At 68.6% G+C, this 12,676-nt stretch carries 15 protein-coding genes; 4 read left to right on the top strand and 11 right to left on the bottom strand.

Features of this window, described 5'->3' with window-relative positions; translation table 11 throughout:
* Nucleotides 1–134: 134 nt before the first annotated feature.
* The 6 genes from AB0N02_RS03685 to AB0N02_RS03660 form a co-directional block, all read right to left on the bottom strand.
* Nucleotides 135–1,655, bottom strand: coding sequence for a DUF885 family protein (locus tag AB0N02_RS03685; protein WP_363942237.1), 1,521 nt, complete (start codon nucleotides 1,653–1,655; stop codon nucleotides 135–137).
* Nucleotides 1,656–1,691: 36 nt separating this feature from the next.
* Entirely contained in the window at nucleotides 1,692–3,086 is a 1,395-nt protein-coding gene (locus AB0N02_RS03680) for a pyridoxal-dependent decarboxylase (RefSeq protein ID WP_363942233.1), read from the bottom strand.
* A gap of 70 nt (nucleotides 3,087–3,156) precedes the next feature.
* A complete protein-coding gene (locus AB0N02_RS03675) occupies nucleotides 3,157–4,035 on the bottom strand; it encodes a glycoside hydrolase family 16 protein (RefSeq protein ID WP_363942231.1) in 879 nt (292 codons plus the stop codon).
* A gap of 172 nt (nucleotides 4,036–4,207) precedes the next feature.
* Nucleotides 4,208–4,660 carry an excisionase family DNA-binding protein gene (locus tag AB0N02_RS03670; protein ID WP_363942515.1) on the bottom strand — a complete coding sequence of 151 codons (453 nt, stop codon included), beginning with the start codon at nucleotides 4,658–4,660 and terminating at the stop codon, nucleotides 4,208–4,210.
* A 100-nt stretch (nucleotides 4,661–4,760) separates the two neighbouring features.
* Nucleotides 4,761–5,522 carry an RloB family protein gene (locus AB0N02_RS03665; protein ID WP_363942229.1) on the bottom strand — a complete coding sequence of 254 codons (762 nt, stop codon included), beginning with the start codon at nucleotides 5,520–5,522 and terminating at the stop codon, nucleotides 4,761–4,763.
* A 107-nt stretch (nucleotides 5,523–5,629) separates the two neighbouring features.
* Nucleotides 5,630–6,901, bottom strand: a complete 1,272-nt coding sequence (locus tag AB0N02_RS03660) for an ATP-binding protein (protein ID WP_363942512.1) — start codon at nucleotides 6,899–6,901, stop codon at nucleotides 5,630–5,632.
* A gap of 179 nt (nucleotides 6,902–7,080) precedes the next feature.
* On the opposite strand from AB0N02_RS03660, the gene AB0N02_RS03655 reads away from it, so the two are divergent.
* From AB0N02_RS03655 to AB0N02_RS03640, 4 genes are all read left to right on the top strand, one after another.
* Complete coding sequence (locus AB0N02_RS03655) at nucleotides 7,081–7,473, top strand: VOC family protein (RefSeq protein ID WP_363942227.1); 393 nt, start codon at nucleotides 7,081–7,083, stop codon at nucleotides 7,471–7,473.
* Nucleotides 7,474–7,698: 225 nt separating this feature from the next.
* Complete coding sequence (locus AB0N02_RS03650; RefSeq protein ID WP_363942225.1) at nucleotides 7,699–8,073, top strand: type II toxin-antitoxin system RelE/ParE family toxin; 375 nt, start codon at nucleotides 7,699–7,701, stop codon at nucleotides 8,071–8,073.
* A complete protein-coding gene (locus AB0N02_RS03645; RefSeq protein WP_363942222.1) occupies nucleotides 8,073–8,405 on the top strand; it encodes a helix-turn-helix domain-containing protein in 333 nt (110 codons plus the stop codon). The genes AB0N02_RS03650 and AB0N02_RS03645 overlap by 1 nt, the downstream gene beginning before the upstream one ends.
* Before the next feature lie 395 nt (nucleotides 8,406–8,800).
* On the top strand, nucleotides 8,801–9,367 hold the full coding sequence (locus tag AB0N02_RS03640; RefSeq protein ID WP_363942221.1) for a hypothetical protein: 567 nt from the start codon (nucleotides 8,801–8,803) through the stop codon (nucleotides 9,365–9,367).
* Between the two features lie 192 nt (nucleotides 9,368–9,559).
* Here the strand turns inward: AB0N02_RS03640 and AB0N02_RS03635 are convergent, their stop codons facing one another.
* From AB0N02_RS03635 to AB0N02_RS03615, 5 genes are all read right to left on the bottom strand, one after another.
* Complete coding sequence (locus tag AB0N02_RS03635; RefSeq protein ID WP_363942218.1) at nucleotides 9,560–9,967, bottom strand: hypothetical protein; 408 nt, start codon at nucleotides 9,965–9,967, stop codon at nucleotides 9,560–9,562.
* Nucleotides 9,964–10,158 (bottom strand): hypothetical protein, encoded by a 195-nt coding sequence (locus AB0N02_RS03630; protein ID WP_363942216.1) that lies wholly within the window; start codon nucleotides 10,156–10,158, stop codon nucleotides 9,964–9,966. Before AB0N02_RS03630 ends, AB0N02_RS03635 begins: the two co-directional genes overlap by 4 nt.
* A gap of 106 nt (nucleotides 10,159–10,264) precedes the next feature.
* Nucleotides 10,265–10,534, bottom strand: a complete 270-nt coding sequence (locus tag AB0N02_RS03625; protein ID WP_363942214.1) for a hypothetical protein — start codon at nucleotides 10,532–10,534, stop codon at nucleotides 10,265–10,267.
* Between the two features lie 74 nt (nucleotides 10,535–10,608).
* Nucleotides 10,609–11,817 carry a helix-turn-helix domain-containing protein gene (locus AB0N02_RS03620; RefSeq protein WP_363942211.1) on the bottom strand — a complete coding sequence of 403 codons (1,209 nt, stop codon included), beginning with the start codon at nucleotides 11,815–11,817 and terminating at the stop codon, nucleotides 10,609–10,611.
* 229 nt (nucleotides 11,818–12,046) lie between these two features.
* The gene (locus AB0N02_RS03615; RefSeq protein ID WP_363942208.1) at nucleotides 12,047–12,568 is read right to left on the bottom strand and encodes a UTRA domain-containing protein; all 522 of its coding nucleotides are present in this window, start codon (nucleotides 12,566–12,568) and stop codon (nucleotides 12,047–12,049) included.
* Between the last annotated feature and the right edge of the window lie 108 nt (nucleotides 12,569–12,676).

The following is a 12,676-nucleotide window of genomic DNA, read 5'->3' as shown; positions in this document are numbered from 1 at the left end:
ACGCGACCGGCGCGATGCCCACATCGCTTCACCGTGTTCGTGACCGTCCGGGCGCCGGTACGGCGGGCGGTGGAGCGGAGCCGATCGGCGCCGATGAACGGCGTTCGCCCCGGTGAACGTTCCCGGCCACAGCGCTAGGCGCGCAGGGCGGCGTCGAGCAGGCCGAGGGGCGGGGAGCCCAGGTCGAGCATGGCGGTGTGGAAGCGCTTGAGGGTGAACCCGGCGCCCCACTCGGCTCTGGCCCGCTCGCGCAGCGCGAGGATCTCCAGCTTTCCCCAGGTGTAGCGGCCGTAGGTCGGGTCGAAGGTGGCCCGTGCGGCCTCCGACAGCGCGGCGGGACCGGCGAGGTGGGTGTCGGCCTCGAAGCGGCGGGTGGCGTCCTCGACGGTCATCGCGCCGCTGTGAACGCCGACGGCGCAGGCCAGCCGGGTCACCCGGATCAACGCCTCCAGCCACACCCCGATCTCGAAGCGCGGGTCCTCGGGGGCGTAGCCCTCCTCGACGCAGAGCTCCTCGGCGTAGTGGGCCCAGCCCTCGGCGAAGGCCAGCGACATCAGCGTGCGGCGCACCGGCGAGGGGGCGTGGCGCAGGGCGCGGCCGTGGGAGAAGTGCCCGGGGGCGACCTCGTGCACGTTGATCGCCGGAAGCGTGGTCGCGCTGAAGAGCTCCAGCCACTCCTCGATGTCACGCTCGGGCCACGACGGGTCGGGCGGGGTGACGTGGTACCACGAGGGGGCCTCGGGCTCGCCGGGCGCCGCCCAGCTCATCATCGCCGTTCCCCACCTGCGCGACTCGGGCGCGATCCCGACCAGGCACTCGCCGTCGTGGTAGGGGACCAGGTCCTTCTCGCGGGTGAACGCGATCGCCCGCTCGGTGCCCACCCTGGCGGCGTCGAGCACACCGTCGATCCCCGGGTGGTCCTTGACCAGCTCGCGGGCGACCTCCAGCGGCGGCCTGCCCGCGTGACCGAGCCGGTCGCAGGACTCGGCCAGCCTGGCCAGCAGCCGGTCGCGTTCGGCGTCGGCGCGCCGGGCGAGCGCTCCGAGGTCGACGGAGAGCCCGTCGCCCGCCCCCATCAGCCTGGCCAGCCCCGCCGCCCCCAGGGAGGCGTCCGGGTCACCGGAGCGCGAGGCCTCCTCGACGTGCTCGACCAGGCGGGCGTGGGCCTTCAGCGCCGCCTCGCGCACGGACTCGTCGGCGTCGGCGGGCACCCCGGCCGACAGGCCGCGTACGGCGCCGAGCAGCGCGGAGGCGACGGGGGCGCTGAGCCGGTCGAGGACGGTGACCGCCTGGTCCACGGCCTCGGGCCAGAGGGCGAGGTGGGCGTTCCTGGCCGCGGTCCGCTCGGCGGCGGGAGCGTACTCCCTGTCGTAGGGGGACAGGTCGAGGTTCTCCATGTGGAGGAACGGGCTGCGCCGGTACAGCTCCAGCTCGCCGAACCGGACCCGCGCGTCCTCCTCGAAGGTCTGCAGGTGCGCCGCGTCGTGGGGGTCCTCGGGCAGCTCTCCCTCGCCGAGCGCGGCCAGGCCCGCCCGCACGCCCTCGGGTGAGAGATCCTGGATCCGGCCGTCGTACTCGTGCCTGCCCGCCATCTCCCGGACCTGGGAGATGGCCAGATCGCACACCGCGCGCAGGCGGCTGTCGAGTTCGGTCATGGGTTCGACGCTATATCAGGCGACCGACCGACGATCTTAGAGAACTGACCGAATACGGCCAGGCTCGCCGATCCGGTCGAGCAGCGCCTCCAGCGTCTTGTCGTCCGTCGCCGGGGCCATCACGGTGACGCGCAGGTGACGGACGCCGCCGATCTCGGCGGAGGTCAGGTGGAAGTCACCGTCGGCCGTCAGCCGCTCCCTGATCGCGGCCTGGTCGCCGGTGCCGTACCGGAAGCAGACGATGTTGCTCTCCGGCTCGTAGGGGAAGTCGAAGCCCGGCCGCCGTGAGCCCAGCTCCCACAGGCGGCGCGCGGTGGCGTACCGCCGCGCGACGTGGTCGCCCAGGCCGCGCTCGCCCCGCCAGGCCAGGTTGAGGAAGATCTTCAGGCCCAGCTCCGCCTTGCTGCACTCGACGGTCCTGCCGATCAGGTCGAAACCCTGGTCACCGTAGAACAGGTAGCTCGCCCGCTGCCGGAAGGCCGCGTCCAGGTCGCCCTCGCGCCGGGTCAGTACGGCCGCCGCCAAACTGGAGGTCCGCAGCATCTTGTGCGCGTCCCAGATCAGCGAGTCGGCCAGCTCGACCCCGTCCATCAGGTGCCGGTGCCCGTCGGCGAGCAGTGCCGAGGCCCCGTGGGCGCCGTCCACGTGAAACCAGACGCCGTTGTCCGCGCAGAACTCTCCGATCCCCCGCAGGTCGTCGTAGAGCCCGGTGCCCGTGGCGCAGGCCGCGGCGACCAGGGCCATCGGCCGCCGTCCGGCCCGCCGTACCCGGTCCAGGGCGGCCGACAGCCGCGCGACGTCGATCCGGCCGAGAGGGTCGACGTCCAGCGGCATGACCGCCCGCTCCCCCAGGCCGAGGATCGCGGCGGCACGGGTGAGCGAGTAGTGCGCCGACTCCGGCGCCAGCAGGGCGAGGTCGCCGGGGACCCCGTCGGTCCACGCCTCGGGTGCGACCGCCGCCCTCGCGGCCAGCAGGGCGGTGAGGTTGGCCAGCGATCCCCCGTGGGTGAGCACGCCGCCGCCGGCCTCGCCGTACCCGGCCTTGTCCAGCATCCAGCGCAGGACCTCGAACTCGACGGTCGCCGCCGCGGCGCCCATCTCGTAGACGGCCATCGGGTTGTTGGCGGCGCCGTGCACGAAGTCGGCGAGCGCGGCGGGGAAGTCGGGGGCGGCGATCTGGTGGCCGAGGTAGCCGGGGTGGTGGAACCTGGTGCCCTCGTCCAGGTAGGTCGCCAGGAACTCCGCGTACGTCTCCGAGGTCATCCCGCCCTCGCGGATCCACCGTACGAGCCCGAGCCGCTCGGCCAGTTCGCGCGGCGGACGCCGGCCGACGACGGGCGACAGGCCCCGCTGGCTGCCGTCCACGTAGGCGGCCAGTTGCTCGACGGTCACGCCCGCGGCGCTCACGAACTCCTCAACGTTCCAGGTCACACCCGGGATACTGGACGAATCCCCAACAAATCTCCACTTTTGCGGGACGGGTCGCCCGCGTTCGCCGCGATCAGCGCGACGTCGCCGACGGGGTGGGGACGGACGGCCGGACACCCTTGACCCCGGCGCCCCCGGTGTAGCCGTAGGTCCGGACGTAGTCGATCAGGAACGTCGACGGCAGGTAGGCGTCGTTCGGCTGCCCGAGGTGACCCTCCAGGCTCAGCACCATGTGCCGCGCCATGTTGACGTACGACGGGTCCGGCGCGGCCACGTCCCAGCCGAGCCGGCCGTCGGCGTAGAAGCGCAGCCTGCCGTTCCTGCGCTCCAGGCCGTACACGTGATAACCGGTACTGGTGTCCGTGACCCCGAAGTCGAAGCGCTTGTCACCGTCGACCAGGTGGGACTTGTCCGAGTACGGCCAGACCCACCGGTGCAGGGTGGACACCATCCGCCGATAGCTGAACGTCTCGTGGATGTCGATCTCGGGGTTCGGGTTGTTCTGCACCGACAGCGGGGAGGACTGCAGCCAGATGGCGCTGAGCACGTTCGCCCGGGAGTCGAGAACCTTGGCGCGCACCTCCACGTAGCTGTCACCGGGCACGTCGAACTTCGACTCGACGGCTCCGAAGGTGTACGGAGAACCGTTGTAGGCCTCCTTTTTGGCGGTGAGCACCAGGTTGCCGTCGGCCACGCCCACGTTCGCGTCGGTGAACGCCCCCACGCCCGACTTGGCGTACCACAGGCCCGTCTTCCACTTGGCGGTGTCGAGGGCGGAGCCGGTGAACTCGTCGCTGGCCGCGCCGACGAGCTGCCGCTGCGCGGCGAGTTTCGGTTTCACCGGGGCGGCGGTGGCGACCCCCGCGACACCCACGACGGCCGTGAGGACGACCGTTCCCGCTCCCGCCCCCGCGAGAAGCACGCGTCGCCGCTGAGTGTGCTGCTTGTCCATGCTGTGCCTGTCTCCCCGTACGGCCATACGGCCGTCATGATCTTGAACGAGAGACCAGCGTAGTGATCCGCAAACCCCGAACCGGAACCACTTCAACAATCCTCTACAGAACAGGCCATACACGGCACGAAATACGATGAAGACACGGGCCATCGGCCAGTCTCCAGGGAGGTCAGTAGGGCAGGTCAGCCTCTTCGGCGATCTCCATGATCCTGCGCCGACCTTCCGCGCGCCGCTCACGGCGAGCCTGGAACTCCAGGACATCCGTGAGGCGAATCAGGCGATGACGACTACCGGGCAGATGCTGGGAGGGAATCTCTCCCTCATCGAGCAGACGGGCAACGAAGGGGCGTGACAGCCCGAGCACCTGGGCGGCCTCGCTCGGGGTCAGTCTGGCCTCCATCGGAAGCGCGAGAACGGCGTTGCCCTTCGCGAGGTCGTGAGCCGCGGCCAGTACGAGAGCAAGAAGCGACTCGGGCAGCACGACGTCACGACTGTCGGGGCCGCGCAGCACCAGTTGCGCGTGCTCGGCGACGTCCCCGAGATGGGCCAGCAGTTCACGATCACCACTGTCGGCTTCGACACGGACGGCATGGGCAAGAACTCCGGCGCGGGCCACGAACACCTCCTGCAAGATAACTGCAATAAGTGTAACCCGCAGCGTCCTGGGCGCCTATCCGCACAGCGAGTTCGGAGAAGTCACCCCCACCGCGGCGAAGCCGCCCTCACCGGCGCCCTTCACGCACCACCTTGTTCACGAGACCAGGATCACGCGGCACCGCCTCCTCGGCAGCGCCCGTCTTCCGCCCGTCAATGCCCAGCGTGACCAGGAGGCGCCATACGTCGGTGGAGGGATCACGCTGGAGGAGCAGGCACTCCGGGGCATGCCCGGAGCGAGCCGCCCATTCCTGGGGGGACACCCGTTCGGCTTCTCCGTTGACCGGGTCGGTCTTCGCCCGGCCAGGACCGCAGAGCCCCCGGGCACAGGAGGCCACCAGGCTTCGAGCATGCTCCACCGCCCTGCCCTCCCGCTCTTTCAGGGCGTCGCGCCGAGCACCCTTGATGCTCTTGTCGCCTTTCCTGTCGTAGTCCTTGAAGGCGTCCGCACCCTTGGCCTGCCGTAGCTTCTCGACCACGAGCTTGCTACTGCCGCTCTGCGCCCCTCCGAACGCCTGGAAGTGCAACAACAGCCACAGGTCGAACGACGGATGCGAGAACGCAAGCTCAACTCTGGACTCGGCCGCAACCTCGACCGCCCGTGGAATGTCGTTCCATTGATCACGATCGAAGAGCGCCCACGCCTCGTCGTCACCTGCGGCCTGGCGTGCGGCTTCAACGATCCCTGAAGGCGTCCTGCCGCTTCTACGGGAGACCGGCTGGATCCGGAAAGGTCGCCTGCCTCGGCCGTCGCCATCCCCGAACCGCTCGTTGAGGTAGTCCAGATAGTCGGGTTCCGTGGATTCTCCCTCGCAGGCCACATACAGCACCCGTACCTCACGCGAATGCGGGCCGGGTCTCCGAACCAGAGGACGTTCCTCCAGCCCTCCACGCCTTCGCCGTTTCCCCGGCTCCTGCTCCTTTCTTCCCCGCCCGCTCACGCCGTGGCCTCCGATTCCTGCCAGGAGAGTTCACGAACGATCTTTCCTGCGGCGAACCGGGGCACTCCGCCGTAACGACCACGCAGGTAGCCGCGCTCCAGACTCTCCTCCTTGCGCGGTTTGGCGTCTGTCAGCGGATACAGCTCGGTTTCCCCCAAGCCCTGCTTCGCCGTGATCCAGACCTGGTCGCGATTGAGCGGGCGGTCGAGCACCGCGCTGCCCAGCAGGGTCGCGTCATGCGTGGTGAAGATCAACTGAGCACCACGCGGATTGGAGGCGGGATCCTGGAAGACACGCACGACCTCGGCCGCCAGCGCGGGGTGCAGACTCGAATCCAGTTCGTCCACCAGCAGGACCGATCCCCTGTCCAGCACGGTGAGCATGGGCCCCAGGAAGGCGAACCACGCGTGAGTGCCCAAAGACTCCTCCGTGTGGAAGTCCAACGGCATCTCGCCTCCGTCCGGAGTACGGTGCCACAGTCTGATCTCACCGCTCCTGGGATCGGTGTCGAAGCGGCTGACCCCCAGGTCGGCCGCCTGCAGCAGCCGCATAATCCACCGGTGATAGTCCTCCGCCTGATCCGGGTGTGTCAGAAGCCGTCTGGTCCAGGCCACCCGATCGCCGAGTTCTCTTTCCGGTGTCATCGGCCACGTGTCGAAGAACCATCTGTGTATCGCCGACAGCTGGGGATCGTTGAGAGTCGCGCCGACGGACAGGAACAGAGCGTTCGGGCGGGTCAACTTGACGAGGGCTTCCCGCTCCCCTTTGAACCCCCCTCCCCTGAAGACGAACTCCCCTCCCTCCGACTCGGAACGGCCCGCCTCCCTGTCGAACCAGACGTTTCGACGGCCGTGTGGATAGACGTGAAGCCACTCCGCCTCCACCCGCTCATCCGACAGCTCGAAGCCATATGTGTAGCGAACAGGATCCCGCCCCAGCACGAGATCCACCTCGAACAGGGTCGTCTCCTCACGAGACGCGGAGTCGAGCTTGAAAGGCTGACGGGGCACCACATCCGGCGTCTTGGCCCAGTCCGCGAAGGAGGTTCCCACCGCATCACGCATGAACCGGAAAGCGCTGAGCAGGTTGGACTTCCCCGAGGCGTTGGCGCCGAACACCCCCACCACGGGTTGCAGGGAAACCTCCCGCCCCCGGTGTCTGAGACCGGTGTCGCGCGCCGTCCCCTCGTCGAACTCAGTCGCGATCAGCGACAACTCATGCTCATTGCGGATGGACCGGTGGTTGGCCACCCGGAAACGGATCAACACCGTTGCCTCCCTACCAAGACCGAGCCCCATGAGCCATTATCTGCGTCTTGGCGCACAGAAGCTGCACGAAACAGATTATGATGCCGCCTGAATGGGCGCCAGCATAGAACCCCCGGTCTCGCGGCATGCGGCTCCCGCGTCCCGAGGGCGCGACACCGACGCCCCTATGATCGGGAATCGTGCGAATCGACCTGTTCACGATCGTGGTGGACGACTACGACCCGGCCATCGAGTTCTTCGTCGGCGTCCTCGGTTTCGAACTGGCCGAGGACTCACCGTCCCTGACGAACGACGGCCGTCCGAAACGGTGGGTCGTCGTCCGTCCGCCGGGCGCCGAGACGGGCGTCCTCCTCGCCCGCGCGGACGGGGAACACCAGGCGACGGCCGTCGGGAACCAGGTCGCCGGGCGGGTGGGGTTCTTCCTGCGGGTGGACGACTTCGACGCCGCCTACCGGCGAATGACGGCCGCGGGCGTCGAGTTCGTCACCTCACCGCGCGCGGAGCCGTACGGACGGGTCGCCGTGTTCCTCGACATCGCCGGCAACCGCTGGGACCTCCTCGGCCCCGCCTGACCGGGACCCCTCCGACCCAGTGATCGTTGACACTCCAACACGGCAGGGAACGTGCCGACACGCGGGTGCACGATCTCCGCCTCACGTATCCGTTCCCGGAGCTTCTCGGGAATGAAGTCGCGGGCCGCGTAGAGGCCTGGCGAGGTCCATATATACCGAGTGTTCCCGCTGGACCTCTGTCGCCATACCAGCCAGAATGATATAAGGATCCGTTATATTGGCAGCATGGCCTGGGAGATCGTGCTGCACGCCGAAGTGAACACCTGGTTCCTCGACATCTGCAAGAACGCCCCCGCCACAGCAGAGAAGATCGAGGAGGCGCTGGACGAGCTTGCCTCACAGGGACCGAAACTCGGCCGCCCGCTGGTCGATCGAATCCATCACTCCCGCATCCTGCACAACCTCAAAGAGCTACGACCCCGGGTGCCCGGCGATGCGGAGATCCGCCTGTTGTTCGTCTTTGATCCCACACGGGAGGCGATCGTGCTGGTCGCCGGAGACAAGGCAGGGGAATGGAATCGGTGGTACCGGACGGCGATCCCTCTGGCAGAGAAACGTTACGCCGCATACCGTGCCGAGAAGGACAAGGAGGAACGGTGATGAGCGAGTTCGTGAAGTGGTCCGACACCAAGACCAAGATCCGTGAGATCGACCCCGACTGGGACTCCCCCGAGCGGGTCGCCGCCCGAGAGGCCAGCCGCGAGCAGTTGCGGGCAGAGCTACGCGGTACTCAGCTCGCCGAAATGCGCAAGCGCCTAGGCGTCTCCCAGAAGCTCCTCGCCGAACGCATGGGCATCTCCCAGGCGCGCGTGTCCCAGATCGAGCACGGCCAGATCGGCGGCCTTGACACACTGCGCTCCTACGTCGTCGCCCTTGGCGGAACATTGGACGTGGTCGCCGACTTCGGCGACCATTCCGTGAAAGTCGCCTGAGCGGTCCACACCGAGACCGACAACGCCGAGTCGATTCGACGACCACTCACACACGAAGAACCGCGCTACGCTCCGCCCTCCTTACGCCGAGAAGCAGGAGCACTCGGAGCACGCTGGAATAGCCGGACGCTCTGCGCAGGTACGGCATCGACAACAACGAGGGGGAGCCGGAATCGACCCCTGCCTGTTCAGAGCGAGCATCAGGTTCATCCTTGCCACACAGGTGCCGTGCCCTCGCGGCAGAGCGACACGCTCAGGAGGACATCCTCCCTAACGGCGACGGTCGGCTCTCGCGTGCTTACTCATCGAATTCTCAGCTCATCGCCAGGAGTGTCTCATCGGGGCGGATGATCATCGATGGCAGATCCGACGTCCGTATCGACCGAAGGAACGCCATGAACCGCACCAAGCGTTTTGCCGTCATAGCCGGGATCGGTACCGCCGTGGCCGGTGGGCTCGTCGCCCCGATGGTGGCCTGGGCCGACCCGACACCCACGCCGTCGGCCACCTCCGGCAGTCCCGGCACCTCGACCGACGCCCCGTCCGACGGACGGCATGGCAGGCATGGCGGCGACCGCGGCCAGATGGCCGCCAAGCTCACCGAACTGCTCGGCGTCGACGAGCAGAAGGTCACCGCGGCCCTGGAGGAGATCCGTACGGCCGGAAAAGGGCAGCGAGGAGACGGGCAGGAACTGGCCCAGGCCCTGGCGACCAAGCTCGGCGTCACCGCGGAGAAGGTCACCGCGGCCCTGGACACGCTGCGGCAGCAGCGCACCACCGAGGCCGAGTCAGCTCTGAGCCGGCGACTCAAGGCGGCCGTCTCCGCGGGCACCCTCACCCAGGCCGAGGCGGACGCCGTCCTCAAGGCACAGCGCGCGGGCCTGCTCGACGGCCCGCGAGGCGGCCACGGAGGCCATGGAGACCACGGCGACACCGACCAGAACTCCGGCGAGGGCTCCTGACGCGCCCTCCTGGCCGGAGCACCGTCCGCTCCGGCGGTTCCGCCACACGTTCGCCGCGATCATGACCTCCGCTCCGGGTGACGGCGGGTTGAGACGGGGTGCCGCCCGGGCCCTCCTCCCGGGCGGCACGTGAAGGGGTACGGCGACGCACGCCGGGGAAGAGGCGCCGCCGTACCGGTTTGGGGGAAGCCGTCAGGGCTCGACCGGCTCACGCGGGACGGGCACGGATCGGAACGGGACCGGTTCGGGCACGGGCTGGAACGGGACCGGTTCGTGTGGAGCCGGGACGATCCGCCGTTGGCGCTCCGGCGCGGCCGGGAGCGGGCCGGTGGCGTGCGCGTTCTCCGCCGCACGCATCCGCTCCTCCAGACCCTCGGGAGTACGGTCGTGGAGAATCAGGGGTTCCGGGGCGGGCCAGGCGGCGACGGCGTAGAAGAGACGGCTGCCCGTGCCGTACAGCACCGCCCAGCGCGGCCAGGCGTGGTCGAGGCGTTCGGCCTCGGCGCGGGCCGGGCCGTCCCACAGGCGACGGTGTACGGCGGCGCGGGGCAGGCCGTCGCGGTGGCGTCCCGGGCCCCGGGGAGGGCGTCGCCGGATCACGTGTCCACCCGCCCGGCCGCCGCCTCCTGCCGCTCCACCTCGGCCAGCAGGTCGTCGAAGCTGTCGGCGTCGACCGTGCGTGTCGCCCCGACGCCCATCTCGGCATCGGTGAACGGTACGGCACGCGAGGCCCAGAGCCGTCCCGCGTCGCTGAGGATCACCCGCCAGCCGGGAATCGCCGGTTCAGCCACGCTGCTCCTACCATCGTCCATGGATCGGACCTCCTGAGTCCGGTCAAGGACCCGTCCGATCGTTCGCCGCGACGGGCGGGTCCGCCTGCAGTGGTGTCGGCGAGGATCAGGACCCGATCTCCCGGAGCACGAACATGATCCGTTCGGCCGCCCTCGTCGTGTCGGCGACCGATCCGACGAACCCGCCCCACACCCAGCGAAAGATCTCGTCCCGACAGGTGACCTGGTCGGTCATCGCCGGATCGGCCGGGTTCTGCACATGCAGCAGGGGGTTTCCGCCGGTATGACGGAACTCCGCCGTCCAGCCCTGAGCGAGGAGCGCGGCACGCAGCCGCTCAAGGTGGGAGGTGGCGTCGGTGACGGCATCGGTCTCCATGGACACGAAAAGTAGTCATCCAAACACGGAGAGAGTTCACCACTGTGAACACCCACCCGATTGGCCGGATGCGGTCAGTGAGGGATGCCCATACGGGCGGCCATGCCCCGTAGCTCCCGCCCGAGAGAGGCTGACTTGGCCTGTTCCAACATCACCGCTACCGACTCACGGGCCTTGGTGTCATTACGGATTTTGTGCGGAGCGACGCTTTCGGCGCGGCGAAGCCATCGCACGGCTTCCTCGCGCATGCGAGCCTCACGGGCCAGTCCCCTGCCGACGTCGGCGAGGAATGTGGCGTGCCGTCCGCGCCTGTCGGCGATCCTGCTCTCATCCACCTGGTGGGCCAGACCGAGGACGACTCCACCGGCCTCACTGCGTTCCACGGCCAGACCGACGCGCCAGACCGCCACGTTCGTCGCCGAGAACGCCCCCCAGTTCTCGCCGGGAGTGTCCGGAACTCGGGTGGCCAACTCCGCGGCTTCGTCCAACCAGTGATCGCTGTTCGCCGGATCCGACGCCACCGTGGCCGTCAGCGCCGTAGCCAGGGTGAGCATTCCGAGCACATGGACCCCGGCATCGTTTCGGACATGCGGCTGCAATGCTTCCGCGGCGTTCTTCGCCGTGGCGTACCTCACCGCCCAGGACGCGTCGGGCATGGTGTGAATCCGCAAGGAGGCCGCCTTACCCGTGCTGACCGGGTCGGCCAGGATGCTCGCCACCTCCCCGGCGCGCATCGCCGCTATGTGCGCCAAGTCGGCGTATCCCAGGTCTTTGGCGGAAAAGGTCGCCGTCTGAAATGCCTCGATCAGCGTCTCCAACGCGATCCGATGAGCCAGTTCATCGGCAGGCGCGCAGGCATGCACGTGCAACTCGTTGATAACCCTGGGAAGAAGCTCACCGACCTCGGCGAACTTGACCTCACTACGGTCGATGCGGGTCATTTCGGCTACCAGATCCGGCAGTGGGCGTGCGTGGTCAACTGCCGGTGCGGTCAGGGTGTTCGTGAGCAGCGCTTCACGGATGGCCGGAATCGTGGTGTGCGGTGCGGACTGAACGGGATCCTCACTCAGGTGCGGTCCACCGACGAGTTCGGTCTCGGAGACACGAAGCGCCCCGGCGAGCGCGGCGATGTGCGAGCGTCTGTCCAGAGCACGCTGTCCCCGCTCGGCCATCGAGAGGAAACTCTTACTCAGTCCGGCCTGCCCGGCGAGCTGGGCCAGACTCATCCGCCGCCAGCGACGCAATGTTCGCAACCGGGCTCCGACAGTGGCTTCGTCGTGCATGCGACCCACCCTCCGAAAGTGTCGGCGCCCTCAGGCTACGGCGCAGGTCCTGGCGTCGCCATGGAAACGTGATGCCTCATCGACCATCGAGGCGCGAGGCTCCACCGAAGGCCCCTGTCCGGGGGAGCACCGTATGGCGAACGCGACATCGCAGGCCCGCGACCTGCCCGCCATGCATGAGCTGTACACCCTGATGGCGGATGACCGGCCGAACCTTCCTCGACCGCGATCAGCCCGCGATCAGCCGGTACCGCAGATGACGGCCTTCGGCGACCATCACCATGACCGACGCCTCGAACGGTATCCCGCCAGCGGTCAGGCACGTCCGGGACAGCACGATCACCGGAGTGCCCTCCGGCACCTCCAGCCCGGCAGCCTCGTCCGCCGTGGCGCCGCGAAAGACGATGTCCTCCCTCGCCTCATGCACGGCATAACCCAGGCCGGCAAGCAACGTGACCGCTCCACCTCTGATCTTCGCCGGCACGGCGAGCGCCGTACCGGCCGCGACGTGTTCGGGATACCAGGAGTCGGTCAGCTCGACCGGCAGACCGTCGAGCAGCATCGTCCGTCGCCGTACGACGGCGGTGACATCCGGTTTCAGACCGAGCGCGGAGGCCACCTCAACGGGCGGGACACAGGTGACGACCTCGCGAATCCGCTGAGTGCCAACGCGACCGGCCTGGGCCGCCTCCTCCGACCAGGCGTCCGCCTGTCCCTCCGACCGGGGGGACAGGTATGGCAACGAGTTCACGATCCACACGGCGACTCTCCCTGGTTCACCGACAGATATCCCTCACGAAACCATCATGGAGAACGAAAGGCTCCTTCCCAATCCGACACCTCGTTCCCGCGCTGCGTT

Source organism: Streptosporangium sp. NPDC051022, from assembly GCF_040683035.1.
Classification (GTDB): domain Bacteria; phylum Actinomycetota; class Actinomycetes; order Streptosporangiales; family Streptosporangiaceae; genus Streptosporangium.
The sequence above is the reverse complement of the archived record's forward strand: the minus strand, read 5'-3'. Positions and strand labels throughout refer to the sequence as shown.